Source organism: Bradyrhizobium sp. 172, assembly GCF_023101065.1.
Classification (GTDB): domain Bacteria; phylum Pseudomonadota; class Alphaproteobacteria; order Rhizobiales; family Xanthobacteraceae; genus Bradyrhizobium; species Bradyrhizobium canariense_D.
This window is the reverse complement of record NZ_CP064701.1, coordinates 1,939,821-1,957,445: the sequence shown is the minus strand read 5'-3', so window position 1 is coordinate 1,957,445 and position 17,625 is coordinate 1,939,821. Positions and strand designations below refer to the sequence as shown.

General features: G+C 63.4%; 12 protein-coding genes. 3 read left to right on the top strand and 9 right to left on the bottom strand.

What is annotated here, in order from left to right:
* Positions 1–58: 58 nt before the first annotated feature.
* Together IVB07_RS09240 and IVB07_RS09235 are read right to left on the bottom strand one after the other, a co-directional pair.
* Positions 59–3,388 carry an adenylate/guanylate cyclase domain-containing protein gene (locus IVB07_RS09240; RefSeq protein WP_247294985.1) on the bottom strand — a complete coding sequence of 1,110 codons (3,330 nt, stop codon included), beginning with the start codon at positions 3,386–3,388 and terminating at the stop codon, positions 59–61.
* Between the two features lie 317 nt (positions 3,389–3,705).
* Positions 3,706–4,221, bottom strand: coding sequence for a hypothetical protein (locus IVB07_RS09235; protein ID WP_204512115.1), 516 nt, complete (start codon positions 4,219–4,221; stop codon positions 3,706–3,708).
* 570 nt (positions 4,222–4,791) lie between these two features.
* On the opposite strand from IVB07_RS09235, the gene IVB07_RS09230 reads away from it, so the two are divergent.
* On the top strand, positions 4,792–5,718 hold the full coding sequence (locus tag IVB07_RS09230) for a catalase family peroxidase (RefSeq protein ID WP_085361470.1): 927 nt from the start codon (positions 4,792–4,794) through the stop codon (positions 5,716–5,718).
* Positions 5,719–5,720: 2 nt separating this feature from the next.
* Here IVB07_RS09230 and IVB07_RS09225 read toward each other — a convergent pair whose 3' ends face one another.
* The 7 genes from IVB07_RS09225 to IVB07_RS09195 all read right to left on the bottom strand — a co-directional run bounded on the left by IVB07_RS09225 (position 5,721) and on the right by IVB07_RS09195 (position 14,670).
* Positions 5,721–6,647: an AraC family transcriptional regulator gene (locus tag IVB07_RS09225; RefSeq protein WP_085385352.1), complete on the bottom strand. Its 927-nt coding sequence runs from the start codon at positions 6,645–6,647 to the stop codon at positions 5,721–5,723.
* A gap of 270 nt (positions 6,648–6,917) precedes the next feature.
* Complete coding sequence (locus tag IVB07_RS09220; RefSeq protein ID WP_204512116.1) at positions 6,918–8,786, bottom strand: ABC transporter ATP-binding protein; 1,869 nt, start codon at positions 8,784–8,786, stop codon at positions 6,918–6,920.
* 9 nt (positions 8,787–8,795) lie between these two features.
* Entirely contained in the window at positions 8,796–9,722 is a 927-nt protein-coding gene (locus IVB07_RS09215) for a glyoxylate/hydroxypyruvate reductase A (RefSeq protein WP_204512117.1), read from the bottom strand.
* Positions 9,723–9,735: 13 nt separating this feature from the next.
* On the bottom strand, positions 9,736–11,064 hold the full coding sequence (locus IVB07_RS09210; protein ID WP_247294987.1) for an FAD-binding oxidoreductase: 1,329 nt from the start codon (positions 11,062–11,064) through the stop codon (positions 9,736–9,738).
* A 58-nt stretch (positions 11,065–11,122) separates the two neighbouring features.
* Positions 11,123–11,998, bottom strand: coding sequence for an ABC transporter permease (locus tag IVB07_RS09205; protein ID WP_085361475.1), 876 nt, complete (start codon positions 11,996–11,998; stop codon positions 11,123–11,125).
* A 2-nt stretch (positions 11,999–12,000) separates the two neighbouring features.
* Complete coding sequence (locus IVB07_RS09200; RefSeq protein WP_204512119.1) at positions 12,001–12,951, bottom strand: ABC transporter permease; 951 nt, start codon at positions 12,949–12,951, stop codon at positions 12,001–12,003.
* A 27-nt stretch (positions 12,952–12,978) separates the two neighbouring features.
* Positions 12,979–14,670, bottom strand: coding sequence for a peptide ABC transporter substrate-binding protein (locus tag IVB07_RS09195; protein WP_085351879.1), 1,692 nt, complete (start codon positions 14,668–14,670; stop codon positions 12,979–12,981).
* Positions 14,671–14,885: 215 nt separating this feature from the next.
* Between IVB07_RS09195 and IVB07_RS09190 the strand changes: the two genes are divergently transcribed.
* Positions 14,886–15,518: a cupin domain-containing protein gene (locus tag IVB07_RS09190; protein WP_018454100.1), complete on the top strand. Its 633-nt coding sequence runs from the start codon at positions 14,886–14,888 to the stop codon at positions 15,516–15,518.
* A 142-nt stretch (positions 15,519–15,660) separates the two neighbouring features.
* Positions 15,661–17,520: an ATP-binding protein gene (locus IVB07_RS09185; RefSeq protein ID WP_247294990.1), complete on the top strand. Its 1,860-nt coding sequence runs from the start codon at positions 15,661–15,663 to the stop codon at positions 17,518–17,520.
* The last annotated feature ends 105 nt before the right edge of the window (positions 17,521–17,625 follow it).

Sequence of the window (17,625 nt, the reverse complement as noted above, 5' to 3'; positions counted from 1 at the left end):
GGGTCAGGATCGAGACGTCTCTCCTGACCAAACGGCTAGCTAAACAAACCGCACGTGCCTAATGCACTTGCTTGAGCAGCTCTCTGGCTTCAACGACTTCGGGAAGATTGCGCTCCGCATCGAATTCAGCGAGCACGGGAGCGAGCACCTCGGATACCGCGCCCGCTCCGCCATTTGTCTTATGCAGGCGTGCAAGTCCAATGGCGCTGCGCAGCTCGAAAGTCTTCACCCGTTGGTGCCGTGCGATTTCAAGCGCTCGGCTTAGCGCAGTTTCGGCCCTGGCTAGGTCCGAAGGATCATGACGCAACAAAAGCTCCCCGTAGACGCGATGCAGCTCGGCATCAAGCCAATGCTGACCGGATTGCCCCGCCCATGCGATCAATCCGCTCAAGATTTCCAGCCCGTTTTCGAGTTGGCCCGACTCTGCATCCGCCATGGCGACATGCATCCCCCAAAACGGCTCACAGAGGTAGCAGTCATTCTCGTGCAGCAAGGTCCAGCCGCGACGCATTTCCGTTAGCCCGGCCATTCCGTCGCCAGCGCGCCACTTGGCCAGGCCATTCAGGTAAGTGCCGGCGGCCACATACAGCGGCATCGTGTGGTCGCGAGCGAGACCAAGCGCCAGGATCGTCTCTGTTTGCTGCAACATGCCCCCGCATAGTCCGTCGAACACAGCTCGATGAACAAGCGCATTGGCCTGAGAAAGCGCCCGTTTTTCTCCGGAAGCCCTTATCGCTTCCGCGGCGAGGCGGCGTGCGCGGGCGATCCTGCCAAGGGGCCAAAGCACCAGGGCAAGAAACCTCATGATCACGAATGGGAGATCCAGCGCCGAGCCCCTGAACGTCGCGGGATCCGGCTCGTCACCATAGATCTCTAGTGCCTTCTCAAGATGTAATCTCGCGTTCAAGTAGTCGCCCCCGAACCAGCAGGTAACCCCGCCCGTCCAATGTGCAACGACGGCGGCCACCGGTGAGGCCGGTCGCCGGTCAGCGGCGTTCACGATGGCATCCACCAGCGCCTGCATCGGCGCGAGTTCGCCGTGTGTCAGGCAGGCATTGAAGAGACCCGAATGGACCGGCGCAAGTTCAACCGGATCATTGATGTCGGCTGCGAACTGTCGGGCGCGCGTCCATGCGGCGACCGTTTCGGGAGCGCTGTGCCCGAGGCTGCCCCGTAATGCACGGCCATATGCGATTTGAAGATGTAGCCTACCCATCATCCGGTCGTGCTCATCGGGCAGGTCATCGGCGATGGCAATCGCCTTGCCGAGATGTGCAATCGCCTCGGAATAAGCGGAGCGTTTCAGCGCCTGCAGGCCCGCCTTGCGCCACCATTCGAGGGCGACCTCGTTCAGCCCCGCCTCAGTGAAGTGGTGTGCCAGAACTTCCGGCTCAGTCTCGGCGACGACTGGAAACTTCTCGCGCAGGACATCGCCGATGCGCTTGTGAAGCACCTGCCGTTTGCTCTTGAGCAGGCTCTCGTAGGCCGCTTCCTGAACGAGGGCGTGCTTGAAACTATAGTTTGCTTCGGGCGGAGCCCCGCGACGCACCAGCAGTTCGGCCTCTTCGAGTTGCGCTAGCGCAGCGCTCAGCGTCAGATCATCGCGTCCCGCCACATATCTCAGCAGCGCGTATGAAAAGTCGCGACCGATGGCGGCGCCTATCTGCGCTAACTCCTTGACGGGGGCCAGCCGGTCAAGCCGCGCCATCAGCGAATCCTGCAGCGTCGCGGGAATAGCGAGCGGCGGGAGCGGATTATCGAGACGATAGCGCCCGGCATCTTCGAGGAGTAGCCCGGACTCCAGCACCATCTTGGTCAATTCCTCGACGAATAGTGGGATGCCATCCGTCCTATCGATGATCTGCTTCATCATCTCGCGTGGCAGCTGGCGACCAACGGCCACCTGTTCGACCAGCGCGCGCGAGTCCCGCCGATCGAGTCGGTCGAGCCGCAACAGACTGACGTTGGCAAGGCCCGACCAGGAGGGCTCGAACTCTGGCCGGGATGTCATGAGCACGAGTATCGGCAGTCCTCTGATACGATCGACCGCGAGATCGAACAGTTCAAGTGTCGTGGCATCGGCCCAATGCATATCCTCGCAGATAATCAGCAGGGGTTGCTCTCGCGCCAACCCCTCAAGCTGATCCAGAAGGGCGGCAAATGTCTGTCGCCGCTGCTGCGCCGGGCTCAAAGCCAGCGGCGGACAATGGTCGCCGGTGGGAATCGAAAGGAGAGCCGCAATGAGCGGTGTCGCTTGGGCGACCTGCTGTGTTCCAAGCGACAGCATTGCCTCGAGCTTGTCGAGCTTTTGCCCAGGCGTGTCGTGCGACCGGATGCCGGCGGCGCGCTCGAGCTGCGCGACAAAGGGATGGAGCACACTGTTGGTATGGTAGGGCGAACACTGATATCGCACCCGGCGGTGCGCCCCCAACGAGGGGCTTTCGGACAGGGTTGCGACAATGCGCGACTTGCCGATGCCCGCTTCGCCAGAAATCAATACCATCTGGCCCTGCCCCTGCCATGCCAGCCGCTGGCGCGAGAGAGTGAACTCGATCTCGTCCCTGCGGCCGACAAAACCGATCGAGCGTACCGCGCGGACCGCCTCGAAGCGACTCTCGGATGCGATCGCCCCCTCCACCGCCCAGACTGCGATTGGTTCGGCTATCCCCTTGACCTCACGGCGGCCGAGATTGCGAAACGTGAAGAGATCACCAAGCAGCCGGCGCGTCGACGAAGCAACGACGACCGCGCCCGGTTCCGCCAGGCTCTGGAGCCGAGCGGCGAGGTTTGGTGTGTCGCCGACGGTTGCCTGCTCCTCTGATGCATCTCCACTGATGAGGTCACCGACCACCACAAGCCCTGTCGCAATTGCGATGCGCAGTTCAACCCGTTCGTCGGCGCCCGTTTTGAGCTGCCCAATTGCGGAGATAGTGTCGAGGGCAGCTCGTACTGCGCGCTCCGCATCATCCTCATGCGCGCGAGGATAGCCGAAATAGACGAGTATTCCGTCGCCAACGAACCTGGCTATCCTGCCGTCATAAGCGGCAATGACGCTCGCGCAGGCGGCGCGGTAGGCCCGGATCACTTCCCACATATCCTCGGGATCGAGACGCGCCGAGAGCGCGGTCGAGCCGACCAGATCGCAAAACATAACGGTGAGGTGGCGCCGCTCGGCGTCCTGAGGAGGGGTCGGCGATGCGATCAACGCGGCTGGATCGAGGTCGGCAATAGCACGCAGCATTTTGCGGCGATGGCCTAGCAGGACTCCGAGCTTTTCAAAGTCCTCGTCCATCAGTTCGGGGAGGACGCCCACGTCGATTCCATTCTGGGCAAAACGCTCTGCGTATTGCCCAAGCCCCAGTTTCTCGAGCCACTCCGCAATCTGCATTGGCTCCACCGATCGTGTGGTTGGCGGTTAGCAGGATTTTGGACCACGGCGCGGGGACGATATCCCAACACCGCCATGATGGCACGTCTTGTTTGTTGTGCGATAATTTAGGTTACTCAGTACCGACACGGCTTCCAAGCCGGGTCGCCGCCCGATGCGAACGACTGCGCTACCAAAAATCGTCTTCCCGCAGCGTTGGACGACAGAGGTTGCGATGAGTGGTCACTACTCACTCCGGACCTGAAATCGAATCCAACACTGCGGCTTGTGCACTCGTCATGACGCCAAGCAGACGTTCTTGCGTGAGGACAATTCCTTCATTGCTTGTCCATGCGCGCTTCGTAGTTGCGAGCCATCATGCCCGCCGCAACTTGGAGCGAGGAACCAACCACCCAACAGCCGGCAACAAAGGTTATCAGGCCATTGGCTGGGTTTTGATCAAGGACAAGGATGCTGACGGACAGAGTTGCGGCAATCGCGGCGCCGAACGTTCCAGCCGCACTCATGATCTCAGCCGGCTCGGAACCATTCCACTCTTCCGAGTTGCTCGAGATCGACTTCCGCGCGACACTGCGAGACAAATCAATTCCGACATAATAGCTGAGAGCTCCATAGAGCATCGTTATCAGCACGATCCAGCCGCTTTCAAACAGTCCGCCTTTCTCACGCAACAGGGTCGCACCCACATAGAGGCCACAGGAGGCCCCAACGGCTGCGAGCCCAATTCTTTCAAGAAGATGGGCCGACCTGATCAGACCGGAACGAGCGATCCGAAGATTGCCGGAGCCCCTCGTTAGGGAAAATGCGCTGGAAACTGCATCACTAATTTTCATTGGGGGTCTCCTTCTTAGGTAAGTAGCGGCCTACCGGCCGACCCCGAATAGAGGCAGCCTCGTGGACGCGTTTTGCGATTGCCTTGATTCCAATTTCTGAAAAATCTGTGCTGAGTGATGGGGCTGGCTTGCTCGTGAGCAAGACGAGAGCCAATCCAAAGCTGCGAGCACGCGGCTACGCAGGCATTGCATCTCACCCGTGTCGGTCAGTTAGGTCCGGGTGCGGCAATTTCTTGCGGGAGTGATAGCTCGAAAGAGAGTGATGAAATATGAGACGGTTCACATAACGCGGTTCCCCGTCGCTCTATCCGATCACAATTTCCGGAGGACAAGTCTGCATCGTCGCGAGACCCGGGAGCACGGGAGCACGGGAGCTGAATCAGTAAACAAGTTGTCCCGCGTCTCGCCGACATCAGATCTATCCCCTCATACCGTGTTTCGTGCACGTGAATTCCTGAAGCGCGAGCAAGCAATCAGCAGGATCGGACAAGGCAGCGCGGCTTTAGGAAAGACGCCGGCGCTCCGCCAGCCCTAACACACGGACATGCCGCTTTTGCCGGAGGCCAAGCCATGTCCGAACTTCCCACCCCCGCTGCAACACCCGCCGCGGTCGTCGATGCATTGAAGGCGGTCGCAGGCAATCCGCCGAAGGTGCGCGCGAGCTTCGCCAAGGGTCGATGTGTGCGCGGGACCTATGCCCCGTCCGACCGCGCGGCAGAGATTACGCGATCGCTGAGCTTCACAAAACCGTCGCGCGTGCTGGCGCGCTTCTCCGTCGGCGGCGGCAATCCCGGGGTGACCGACACCAACAACCTCGTGCTGCGCGGCTTCAGCTTCAGGCTGGGCGACGACGCCCATCGCTCGGACATCCTGACGGAAACCGCTCCGGTGCATTTTGCACGGACGCTCGACCAGATGCTCGCCTTCCTCGAGGCGCGCATTCCGGGTGCGGACGGCAAGCCTGACATCGAGAAGGTCCGGGCCTTTTCGGCAGCCAATCCTGAAACACTGAACCAGGCGAATTACGTCGCGGCACGCCGGCTGCCCGGCAGCTTTGCCGGCACGACCTATTGGGGCGTGCACTCCTTTCCCGCGACGAACGCGAAGGATGAGACCCGCTTCATCAAGTTCAAGGTCTCGCCGGTCGGCGGCGACGTCACCTTGAGCGAGGACGAAGCGAGGGCGAAGTCGGCCGATTTCCTGCATGACGATCTCGCGCGGAGGATCGTAGCCGGCGACGTCCGATTCAACGTGATGGCCTTGCTCGACCGTCCCGGCGATCCCACTATGGACGTGACCCTGCGATGGCCGGACGAGGACAACCGTGAGCAGGTGCGGCTGGGGACGATCGTCATCACCAGCCTCGAAGCCAACGCGGCCTGCGACGGCTCCATCTTCAATCCAGCCAATCTTGCCGACGGCATCGGCCATCCGCCGGACGAGATTTTTGCGGCGCGCCGCACGGCCTACACGATCTCGCTGGCGAAGCGTCGGTAACTTCAAGTCTTGTCCCGTCCACCATCCGTTTCTCGGCGCCATGCGCCCGGACTGACGCCGACGATGGACGAGAACACCCGCGTGAAATGGCTCTGATTGGCAAATCCGGCCGAGATGGCAATCTCGGATAACGGCAGGTCGCGGACTGTCATCAGTTGCTTGGCCGCCTTGACGCGCTGTTGGAGCAGCCATTGATGCGGCGGCAGGCCGGTGGAGATCCGGAATGCGCGTGAGAAGTGGCTGACTGACAGGCCAAGCTCGGTCGCGATCAGCTGCAGCGCGATCTTGCCCGAGAGATCGGAATCGAGCCGGTCACACGCACGCTTCACCTGCCATGGCGCGAGACCGCCGCGGCTCGGTTCCGCGGCCGGCTTCAGCCCACCATAGGTCTGGGCGACATGGGCGGTGAGCGCGAGCATCATGTGATCGACGAAAAGCTGGTTGGTCTCGTCGGGCCGACACAGTCCTTGCCGCAACGAGGCACCGACATGTCGAACGACCTCGTCGTCATGACCGACACCGGGCTCGTAGCTGAGCTCGCCTACGCGCGGCCCGCCCGGTTGCCTGGCAACGCTGTTGAGCGCCGAGCGCGGCAAATAGAAGAAGAGCGAGTGAAACGGCTTGTCGATCACATAGCGCGGGTCACGCTTGAGGTCGTACAGATAAGTCGCACCTGCGCGAACATCCGCCTTGGTGACGCAGCGGCCCTCCTCCCAGCATTCGCAATCCGGATAGTCGCGGAGTTTCAGGCTGAGGAGATAGGCATCTTCCGCAGCCAGCGATCCGGAAATATCCGGTGTCGGATCGTCGTTGCGGACTTCGGTGACCGCGAGCTCGGCGCTGTGCAGCGAACGCGTGATCAGGACCGGTGCTTGCTTGGAGCGAAGGCCCTGCCCGAGCCTCTGCCCGTAGACGCCTGCTTGTGTCATTCTAGTAAATCCATCCGTAAAGGCACGTCTTCGCCGGCCTTCCCGAGATCCGCGCATTATCGGAGATCGCCGGCCGACGGTCCAGCTGCAGCGCATAACACGAAGCTGGCGCGGCCAGCCGTCGCACCGGGCCGTGCCGCGATGATTTCATTGTGATTTCAGCGTGATGTCACCGGCCTGGCGTCGCGAAGGACACCACCGTTGACCTGCCCGGCAGATCGCGGGGCGACTTCATCGTGCATTTTGGAAATAATTTGCGGCCTGCGCACGTCAGTTGGACCATTCCTCGCCCCAGAGCTGGACGACATGGCCCGGCGACACCTCACGAAATTGACGCACGGGCGGCTGGTAATCGGGCGCGCGCACCGGGCTTCTGATCTCGTCATTCGTGGCCTCGCGCCTGGTGCCGCGGCGCGCTGGATCGGGCACTGGCACGGCCGCCATCAGCTTCTTCGTATAGGGATGCTGCGGATTTCCGAACAGGGCCGCGCGTGGACCGGTTTCGACGATCTCGCCGAGATACATCACCGCGACGCGATGGCTCATGCGCTCGACCACCGCGATATCGTGGGAAATGAAGAGATAGGCAAGTCCCATGCTGGCCTGAAGGTCCAGCATCAGATTGACGACCTGCGCCTTGACCGAAACGTCGAGCGCCGAGACCGCTTCGTCCGCGACGATCAGCTTCGGTCCGAGCGCGAGCGCGCGGGCAATGCAGATGCGCTGGCGCTGGCCACCGGAGAATTCGTGCGGAAAGCGCGCGGCCATGTCGGCGGTGAGACCAACGCGGACAAGCAGGTCGGCGACCTTCTCCCGTGCCTGCGACGCCGTGACGAGCCCGTTGGCGAGCAATGGGGCCGCAATCGCCGTTCCCACCGACATGCGCGGGTTGAGGCTCGCGAACGGATCCTGGAACACGATCTGCATCTGCTTGCGAAAGTCACGCAGGGTGCGGGCATTCATCGCCAGCACATCCTGCCCGTCCACCAGAACGGTGCCGCTGTCCGGCTCCGTCAGCTTGAGAATGGAGCGGCCCGTCGTCGACTTGCCGCAGCCGGATTCGCCGACCAGCGCCAGCGTCTCCCCGGCGCGCAAGGTGAAGGAGATGTTCTCGACCGCATGGACGCGGCCCGAGACCTTGCCGAACAGGCCCGAGCGGATTGGAAAGCGCGTCGTGAGGTTGGAGACCTCGAGCAGCGGTCGCTCGGCAATCGAGACCGTATCGGGCGTCTCCGCCGGCTCGTCAGAGGTCCCCGTCACCTTGTCGACGGTCGGAAAACGCATCGGCCGCGTCCGCCCGTCCATCGAGCCGAGGCGTGGCACGGCCGCGAGCAGCGAGCGGGTATAAGGATGCGAGGGTGAAGCAAAGATGCGCGCGGTCGCATCGGTTTCCACTGCCTGGCCGCCATACATCACCACGGTGCGGTCCGCGATCTCGGCCACCACCCCCATGTCGTGGGTGATGAAGAGGATCGACATCTCCTCTTCCTGCTGAAGCTCCTTCAGAAGCTCCAGGATCTGGGCCTGGATCGTGACGTCGAGCGCGGTGGTCGGCTCGTCTGCGATCAGCAGCCTCGGCTTGCAGGCCAGCGCCATCGCGATCATTACGCGCTGGCGCATGCCGCCGGAGAAGCGATGCGGATGCTCGTGGAAGCGCGATTTCGCCGCAGGTATCCGCACGCGGTCGAGCAGGCATATGGTCTCGACCTCCGCCGCCGCGCGCGACAGGCCGCGGTGCTGGATCAGTGCTTCCGCAATCTGGAAGCCGATGGTCAGCACCGGATTGAGGCTCGTCATTGGCTCCTGGAAGATCATGGCGATTTCGTTGCCACGAACATCCTTCATGCTCGCTTCGGGCAGCGTCAGCAGGTCGCGACCGGCAAGCCGGACGCTGCCTTCGACGCGGCCGTTCTCCTTCGGAATGAGCCGCATGATCGAGAGCGCAGTGACGCTCTTGCCCGAACCGGACTCGCCGACGATCGCCACGGTTTCCCGCGAGGCAATATCGAACGACACGTCGCAGACGACGGGAATCCATCGCCGCTCACGCAGGAAGGACGTCGTCAGGCCGGAAACCGACAGCACCGGCGACTGCGCGTTGGCAGCGATTTGATCAGCTCCGCTTGCGCCCATGCTCATGCCAGTGTCCTAATAGCCGCGACTACGATCGACACGCCCCGGCAATTCTTCACCGCGGCGGTGGCGCGCAATCACATCCAGCACGAAATCGACCGCCGTATCCGGCGTCGTCATGCTGGCATTGTGCGGCGTGACCAGGATGCGCGGATGGCTCCAGAAAGGGTGACCCGCAGACAGCGGCTCCGGCTCGGCGACATCGAGGACAGCACCCGACAACGCGCCGCTGTCGAGCGCCGCGAGAAAGTCGGCTTCGACCAGATGCGGGCCACGCCCGACGTTGACGAGCGACGCGCCGCGCGGCAGGCGCGCGAACAAGTCCGCATTGAGGATGCCGCGGGTCTCATCCGTCAGAGGCAACAGGCAGACGAGAATGTCGGTCTGCGCAAGGAAATCCGGCAACGTCCCCATGCCCGTATAACAGGTGACGCCGTCGATCTCGCGCATCGATCGGTTCCAGCCGAGTAGTGGAAAGTCGAAAGCCGTGAGGCGTTCGAGCACGGCCTGGCCGAGTTGGCCGAGACCCATCACGCCGACGCGCCGCCGCTTCGCCGGCGTGATCCGGATCTCGCGCCAGACCTGCGCCTTCTGCTGGGCGATGAAGTGCAGGAGATCGCGATGCAGGGCGAGCACCGCCATGGTGACGTATTCGACCATGGTCTCGGCGATGCCAGGCTCCAGCATGCGAACGAGCGGAATGTGCGCTGGAAGTTTTTTCGCGTCGAACTGATCGACACCCGCACCGACCGAGAAGACCAGCTCGAGATTTGGGAAAGTCGTCGCGATGTCGTCGGGCGGCACCCACGCCACGAGATAGCGGATGTCGGCGGGATCGCCGATGTCGGGCCAGAGCCGGAATGGCACATCGGGCGCGCGCTCGGCGAAGAAGCCCGCCCATTCAGCGCCCCGAACCATGTTGGCCTTGTAGAGAACCGTCATGCCGCCAAAACTCTCAGAACGGGCTGACCGGCGCGAGCCGGCGGCCGTCGATCAGGCGCTTGTGGCTGTAGGCCGCGGGATCGACCAGCGGCGTCGCGCCCGTCACGATGTCCGCCGCGAGCTTGCCGGCCGCAGGACCGATGCCAAAGCCGTGGCCGGAGAAGCCGGTGGCAAGGAAGAAGCCAGGCATGGCATCGACCGGCGAGATGACCGGAATGGTATCCGGCGTGCAGTCGATCGTCCCGCCCCAGGCTTCCGCGATCTCGATGTCCTTCAATTCAGGGTTCGACTTGATCAGCGAAGCCAGCGCGGCATTGACCAGCGACATGTCAGGCGCGGGATCGCGCACCCGCTCGGTCTCGAATGGCGACGGCTTGTCCAAGCTCCAGTTCGTGCCGCGCATGAGCTGGTCGAAGAAGGATTTGCCGAACGACAGTTTCAACCCATTCTTGCGATGCAGATAGGTCGGCCAGAAAGTTCGCGCGTACCGGAACAGATCAGGCGACAGTTCGACCGTGCCGCGGTTGCGTAGCGCCAGGGTAAAGCCGCCGTCGAGGCGGCGGCGGATGCAATAGAAATCGGTGCCGAGCGCACCGGAGGTGATCTCCGGCCCCGGCGTGGTCCGGCACGCGGTCGCATTGACGAGGCCGATCGGCAGCTCGATGCCGTGGCGACGGCAGAATAGCGACGACCAGGCGCCGCCGGACAGCAGCACCGATTGCGTGCGAACGGTGCCCTTCTCGGTGACGACGGCGCTCACCCGTCCACCTTGCGTCTCCAACCCACGCGCGGCGCAGCCCTGATGAATCGTGACGCCGTGCTTTCGCGCGGCGGTCGCAAGCGCCGGCACGGCCATTGAGGGCTCGGCGCGCCCGTCGCTCGGCGTGTGCAATCCGCCAACCCATGTCTCGGCATTGCCGGGCAGGCGCTCGGCGACCTCCGCCGGCGTCAGCACGGTCGAGTGAACCTGCATCTCGCGCGCCGTTGCGGCCCATCGCTCCCAGCTGGCGAGCTCGTCCTTGCTCTTGGTCAGGAACAGCACGCCGGTACGGCGGAAGCCGGCATCGACGCCGGCATCGTTTTGCATGTCTTCCCACAGCCGCAGCGCCTCGCGGGCCAGCGGGATCTCCTCACGCGCGCGGCCCTGCTGGCGGCACCAGCCCCAATTGCGGCTCGACTGCTCGCCGCCGACATGGCCCTTCTCGACCAAGGCGACGGAGAGGCCCTTCTTTGCGAGATGATAGGCCGCGGAGACGCCAATGACGCCGCCGCCGATGACGACGACATCCACCTGCGCTGGCAGGCGCTCGTCACTGTTTATGCGGGTGAGCGGCGGGGACATGGGAAACTCCAGATATTCAGTTCGATCGAGACAGCTCGGCTCGTCGCTAGTTTGCAGATCATGGGATGTTCATCCGCGGATCGAGCGCGTCGCGCAGGCCGTCGCCGAGGAAGTTGAAGCTCGTCACCGCAAGCGTGATGGCGAGGCCCGGTGCAATCGCGAGCCAGGGCGCGCTGGTGAGATAGATCTGCGCGTTATTGAGCATGTTGCCGAGGCTCGCGGCCGGCGGTTGGATGCCGTAACCGAGATAGCTGAGATAGGATTCGAGCAGAATGGCCTTGGCCACGTTCAGCGTCGCCGCCACCACGATCGGCGCGATCGCATTGGGTACGAGCTCGCGGAACATGATCCGCAGATTCGACGAGCCGAACGCGAGTGCAGCAACCGCAAACTCGCGCTCCCGCAGCGAGCGCACCTGGGCCTCGACGACGCGGGCCACCCACATCCAGGCGGTTGCCGCGATCAGCACGGTGGTGGTGATGAAGCCGGGCTCGATGAGCGCCGCGAGCGCAAGCAGCAGGAAGATGGTCGGAAAGCAGAGCATGGCATCGACGAGCCGCATCAGCACCGCGCCGACCACGCCGCCATAGAAGCCGGCGAAGGCCCCGACGACGATGCCCACCGCCATCGCCATCACCATCGCGACGAAGCCGATCGACAGCGAGACGCGCGCGCCCATCATCAGCCGCGCCAGCACGTCGCGGCCGAGTTCGTCGGTGCCGAGGATGTGCGCGCCCGACAGCGGCGGTGCGAACCGCTTCATGATATCGATGTAGGTGTCGTCGAACGGCAGGAGGTACGGGCCGAATGCCGAACCGAGAACAAGGACGAGAATGATCACCGCGCCTGCAAGTGCAAGCCGGTGCCGACGAAATCGCCGCCACGCGGCCTGGCCGGGTGCGGGTTGAGCGCTGGACAAGTCTACGGTCGTCATCCCTAGCCCACCCGGATGCGCGGATCGACGACCGCATAGAGGATGTCGGCCAGCAGCGACCCGATCAGCACCATGATCGCCGAGAACATCAGAATGCCCATCACCACGGGATAGTCGCGATATCCGATGGAATCGAGGAACAGCCGGCCCATGCCGGGCCAGGTGAACACGGTTTCAGCGACCAGCGCACCACCGAGCAGCGTCGGAAACTGAAGGCCGCCCATCGTGATCATCGGCAGCAGCGCGTTACGCAAGGCGTGAACCGTAAGGATTCGCCATTCCGGCATGCCCTTGGCGCGCGCGGTGCGAATGTAGTCCTGGTTGATGACTTCGAGCATCGAGGAGCGCATGAAGCGGCCCCACATCGCGGTCTCCACCAGCGCCAGCACCAGCGCCGGCGCAATGAGATGATGGAGCAGATCGAGCAGGGAGCCATCGCCGACGGTCTGCCGGTTGCCGGCCGGCAGCCAGCCGAGCTTCACCGAGAACACATAGATGGTGACGAGGCCGAACCAGAAGGTCGGGATCGACAATGCGATCATGGCGCCGACGGTTGCGAGCGAATCGAACAGCGAATAGCGGCGCAGCGCACCGAGCACGCCAATCCAGCAGCCGAGCAGCACCGCGATGATGGTCGCAGTCGCCATCAGTTCCAGCGTGGCGCCGAGATGCGACGAGATCACCGCCAGCACCGCCTCGCCGTCACGATACGAGCGGCCCCAATCGCCCCTCAGCATCCGGCCGAACCAATCGAGATACTGGATCGGCAGCGAACGATCGAGGCCGAGTTGCCGCGTGACGCGGTCGAGATCCTCCTGCGTCATCTGCGCGGACGCCGCGAATTGCGAGAGCGGACCGCCGGGCGCCAGATGCAGGATGGCGAAGCCGATCGCGGACACGATCACCAGCAGCATGATCGCCTGCGCCAGGCGATTGGCGACGTAACGGGCCATCTCAGGCGATCTCGCGCGCCTGAACCATCAGGCCCAATACCATTCGCGAATGTTCCAGCAGTTGATCGACATGTTGATGTTGGGACGGAAGCCTTGCAGCCCTTCCTTCACACCTTCGGCGATGAAGCCCTGGAACAGCGGCAGGATCGCGAGGTCGTCGCGGATGAGCTTTTGCAGAGCGCCATAGGTCGTCTTGCGCTGCGCCAGATCGAACTGCTTGGCACCTTCGGCGAGAAGCCGATCCGCCTCCGGGTTGCGATACTGATAGGTGTTGTAGCCGCGGCCACCTTTGGCAGGAATGGCGCCGGAGCCGAAGCGGGGCGTCACGTCGGGGTCGCTGCCGAGCATGAAATTCACTCCCACGATCACCGAATTGAATTTCGATTGCTGCCAGAAGTCGCCCCAGATCACGGCGGCCGGCATGTTGTTGACGCGCATCGCGGCACCGATCGCGCGCCAGTCCTGGATCAGCAGCTGCTGGGTCTGCTCACGCACCGCATTGCCCGACGTCGTTGAATTGGTGAATTCGAGCTTGACGCCGCCTTTCTCGCGCACGCCGCCGGCGCCGCGGACCCAACCGGCCGCATCGAGCAGCGTGTTGGCCTTGGCCGGATCGTATTTGTGCTGCGGCAGTCCCTGCTGGAACGACCAGGCCTGTTGCGGCACGAAGCTTTCGGTCTGCGTCGGCAAGCCGTAGTTCAGCGCGTCGATGATCGCCTGCTTGTTGATCGCGAGATACAGCGCCTCGCGCACCGTGCGGTCCGCCAACGCGCCGAACTCCAGATTGGGCGCGATGTGCTCCACCGACGACGTGGATGAGACGAAGATCTTGCGGCCCTTCAGCGTCTTCGCTTCCTGCACGAAGTTCGGCAGAATGCCTTGCAGGCCGGTGTAATCGACCTGGCCGGTGCGGAACTGGGTGTAGAGCACGGTCAGGTCTGGAATGTATTTGAACACCACGCGCTCAACGTAGGGTCCCTTGGCGTGATAGCCGGTATGGGCATTCAACTGAATGTGGTCGCCCGGCACGCGCTCGCCCCAGCGGAACGGTCCGGTGCCGACAGGCGCATTGTGGAACGGCGAGGCGTTCGGATCGGTCACCTTCTCCAGGATGTGCTTGGGCACGATGAAGGTCAGCGATCCCAGGATCGACATATAGGGCGAATAGGGAGCTTCCATGCGCCAGTGAATCTCGTCGGGCGCGACGATCTTGATGTCCTTGACGAGACTATGGCCGACGCGGCTGCGCGCGCGAAAATCGGGGTTGTTGATCAGCTCAAGCGAGAACTTCACGTCCTCGGCCGTGAACGGCGTGCCGTCGTGCCATTTCACGTCGCTGCGGAGCTTGATCTTCCAGGTCAGGCCGTCGGCCGAGAGGCCGCCATTCTCGACCGTCGGGACTTCGCGGGCGAGGTCGGGAACGAACTTGCCGTCGGGATCGATGAACCAGAGCGGCGAGAACACCTGCCACCAGATGCCCTGATCGACTTCGATGCCCGGCATCAGGGGATGAAAGACCGTCGGCTCCTGCGACAGCGCCGCGATCACCTGTCCGCGCGGCTTGTCCGGCGGATTGGTCGGGCGTTCTGTCTGCGCAAATGCGTTGCCCGATAGCGTCCATCCCGCCGCGGCGCCGGCCCCGAGCTGAAAGATCTGACGGCGATTCGGATTGCCGAGATGCAGTGCCCCAACGCCGAACTTCCCGGTGTCGTCCGCCATGACCACTCTCCGTTGTCGCACGCGGCACCGTCTCCCGGGCCCGAGACCCCGGCAAAGGGACAGGAATGGGCTTTAGTGCTTCTAAATTTTCTATCAAAAGTTCATCACGACTAAATACAGCTGTCAATCATATTGCTAGGATGCGCGACCTTTTCACTCCGACTGAAGCTCCGGAACGTCATTGTCCGGGCTGAGATGATGCATGGGAGAGCGACATGGATGGTCGCGGCGAGATCAACGATCCGAAGGATGCCCCGCCGACCGAAGCCGACGATGCCGTCGACCAGCGCCTCGGCGAGACCGTGCGGCTGCTGCGGCAGCGCGCGGGCCTGTCGATCCAGGACGTCGCCAAGAAGACCGGCCTCTCCAACGGCATGATCAGCCAGCTCGAACGCGCGCGCGCCATGCCGTCGATACGCACGCTGCGCCTGCTCAGCATCGCGCTCGACGTTCCCATCTCCTATTTCTTCGAGACCACCGATCCCGCCGACGTGCAGCGCTATATCGTGCGCAAGAACGGCCGGCGCCTGCTGCGGCTCACCGCCAGCGGCGTCGTCAAGGAAGCGCTGACGCCGGCAGACAAAGGCCAGCTCGAATTCTACGAGCTCACGCTCAATCCCGGCGCCTCGTCCGGCACCGACTTCCTGCAGCACACCGGCGAGAAGGCGGGCTACATCCTCTCAGGCAGCCTGCGGCTGTGGCTCGACAACCAGGCCCATCTGCTCGACGCCGGCGACAGCTTTCGCTTTCCGAGCATCGTGCCGCACATGTTCGACAACCCGACCCAGCAGACGGCCCGCGTGATCTGGGTGACGACGCTGCGCCAGACCGATTCGCCGGCAGGTTGAAAGCGCCGCCAGCCCGGCACCACCGCAAATTGCCCCTCGACGCTGCCGCGCGGAATCTGTAGCTCACATCTGTAGCTCACGTGGAGCCGGTCATTGACAGGGCGGACACGAGGGTCTGCCACTGACGCGTTGGTGTGAGACCATGAAACTCAGGCGGCTTCTGACACTCGCGATGGCCGCGCAGGTCATCGTGACCGCGGCGGCTCTCCTCGTCTCCTATGCCGCGACCGGAACCGGGTTCGGCATTGCCCAGATCGTCGCCATGCTCGCAAGCGGCGCCATTGCGGTCCTGCTCGCTCGTCTGTGCACGCGCGCGATCGAAACGGCGCAGGAAAAACGGGCCGCCGCGCTACTGACCGAGCAGGCGCGGGCCAGCGCACAGATGACGCAAGCGGTCATCAAGACCGCGCTCGATGCCTTCGTTCAGACCGACCAGAACGGCATCGTGCTGGAATGGAGCCTTCAGGCCGAGGCCCTGACGGGATGGACGCACAAGGAGGCGCTCGGCACGGACGTCGTCAATCTCCTCATCGCCGAGCCGCTGCGCGACGGCTTCAGGCAACGCATGATGCGGCTGCTGCCGGAATTGTCGGATACGCCGATCGGCATCCGGTTCGAAGCGACCCTGCTGCACCGGGACGGCGACGAGATCCTGATCGAGGCCTCCAGCACGGCGCTCCACATCGGGGGGCGCACCCTCATCAACAATTTCGTCAAGGATGTCACCCAGAAGCGCGCCGCCGAGGAGCAGCTGATCCAGGCCCAGAAGATGGAGGCGATCGGTCAGCTCACCGGCGGCATTGCGCACGAATTCAACAACATGCTCACCGTGATCACGGGCACGATCGAGATCCTCGCCGACGCCGTGAAGGATAATCCGCCGCTCGCGACCATCACCAAGCTGATCAGCGACGCCGCCGATCGCGGCGCCGCGCTGACGTCGAGCCTGTTGTCCTTTGCCCGCAAGCAGGCGCTCAAGCCGGCCGAGAGCGACATCAACGAGCTGCTCGAAGAGCTCGCAAAGCTGCTGCTGGCAACCTTCGACAAGAAGATCGAGATCGTGACCCGGCTCGACGGCAACATTTGGCTCGCCCTCGTCGATCGCGGCCAATTGAGCTCGGCGCTTCTCAACCTCGCGATCAACGCCCGCGACGCGATGCTGGACGGCGGCAGACTGACGTTGACGACGCGCAACGTCGTGTTCGGCGTCCGCGAGGCCGTGGCGGTCGGGGCCGGCTATGCCGGCGACTATGTCGAGATCGAGATAGGCGATACCGGCACTGGCATTCCGCCGGCCATTCTGGAGCGGATCTTCGATCCCTTCTTCTCGACCAAGGACATCGGGAAGGGCACCGGGCTCGGGCTCAGCATGGTGTTCGGATTCATCAAGCAGTCCGGTGGCGGAATCAAGGTCGCTTCCGAAGAAGGACGCGGCACGACTTTCACGATCTATCTGCCGAAGGCGGAGGCGAGCACGCTTCGCCCCACCGGCTATGACGAGCGCAAGGTCGTGGGCGGGACGGAAACCATTCTTTGTGTCGAGGACGACCGCGACGTCCGCCAGTACGTCACGGTTCAGCTCGAAAGCCTCGGCTACAAGGTCATCTCGGCCGCCAATGCAGCCGAGGCACTGGCCATCGCGGCCGAAGGCACGCCCTTCGACCTGCTTTTCACCGACATCGTGATGGCCGGCAGCTTGAACGGACGAGAGCTCGCCGACGAGATGGTGGCATCGCGCCCCTCGCTGCGGGTGCTCTTCACGTCGGGCTATGCCTACGACGCCCCGCATGCGCAGGGGCGCGCCACCAAGGGCGCACCGCTTCTGACAAAGCCCTACCGCAAGGCCGAGCTCGCGCGCATGCTGCGCCGCTCTCTCGACACCGCTGTCGACGACGCGGGCGATCCGATCCCGACGCCCTATTCCGTGCAGGCCGATCTCGAAGGCTTTCTGCGCAGGCAGGCGGCTGAACGCGATGGCGCGACAAGGTCGCGGAAGACCTAGGCCATCCGCTGCGAATTCCAACGCGGGTGGCATGGTTGAATGGTCAATCAACGACAAGCTAAAAGACTGCGACGATCAGTATTGCTGGGGCGATGTTACTCAGGC

Excerpts from the sequence above, each read along its gene's own strand:
- IVB07_RS09215 (WP_204512117.1), bottom strand. The coding sequence starts at position 9,722 with ATGACGGTTCTCTACAAGGCCAACATGGTTCGGGGCGCTGAATGGGCG.
- IVB07_RS09210 (WP_247294987.1), bottom strand. The coding sequence starts at position 11,064 with ATGTCCCCGCCGCTCACCCGCATAAACAGTGACGAGCGCCTGCCAGCG.
- IVB07_RS09220 (WP_204512116.1), bottom strand. The coding sequence starts at position 8,786 with ATGAGCATGGGCGCAAGCGGAGCTGATCAAATCGCTGCCAACGCGCAG.
- IVB07_RS09230 (WP_085361470.1), top strand. The coding sequence starts at position 4,792 with ATGTCCGAACTTCCCACCCCCGCTGCAACACCCGCCGCGGTCGTCGAT.
- IVB07_RS09205 (WP_085361475.1), bottom strand. The coding sequence starts at position 11,998 with ATGACGACCGTAGACTTGTCCAGCGCTCAACCCGCACCCGGCCAGGCC.
- IVB07_RS09200 (WP_204512119.1), bottom strand. The coding sequence starts at position 12,951 with ATGGCCCGTTACGTCGCCAATCGCCTGGCGCAGGCGATCATGCTGCTG.
- IVB07_RS09190 (WP_018454100.1), top strand. The coding sequence starts at position 14,886 with ATGGATGGTCGCGGCGAGATCAACGATCCGAAGGATGCCCCGCCGACC.
- IVB07_RS09225 (WP_085385352.1), bottom strand. The coding sequence starts at position 6,647 with ATGACACAAGCAGGCGTCTACGGGCAGAGGCTCGGGCAGGGCCTTCGC.
- IVB07_RS09195 (WP_085351879.1), bottom strand. The coding sequence starts at position 14,670 with ATGGCGGACGACACCGGGAAGTTCGGCGTTGGGGCACTGCATCTCGGC.
- IVB07_RS09185 (WP_247294990.1), top strand. The coding sequence starts at position 15,661 with ATGAAACTCAGGCGGCTTCTGACACTCGCGATGGCCGCGCAGGTCATC.
- IVB07_RS09235 (WP_204512115.1), bottom strand. The coding sequence starts at position 4,221 with ATGAAAATTAGTGATGCAGTTTCCAGCGCATTTTCCCTAACGAGGGGC.
- IVB07_RS09240 (WP_247294985.1), bottom strand. The coding sequence starts at position 3,388 with ATGCAGATTGCGGAGTGGCTCGAGAAACTGGGGCTTGGGCAATACGCA.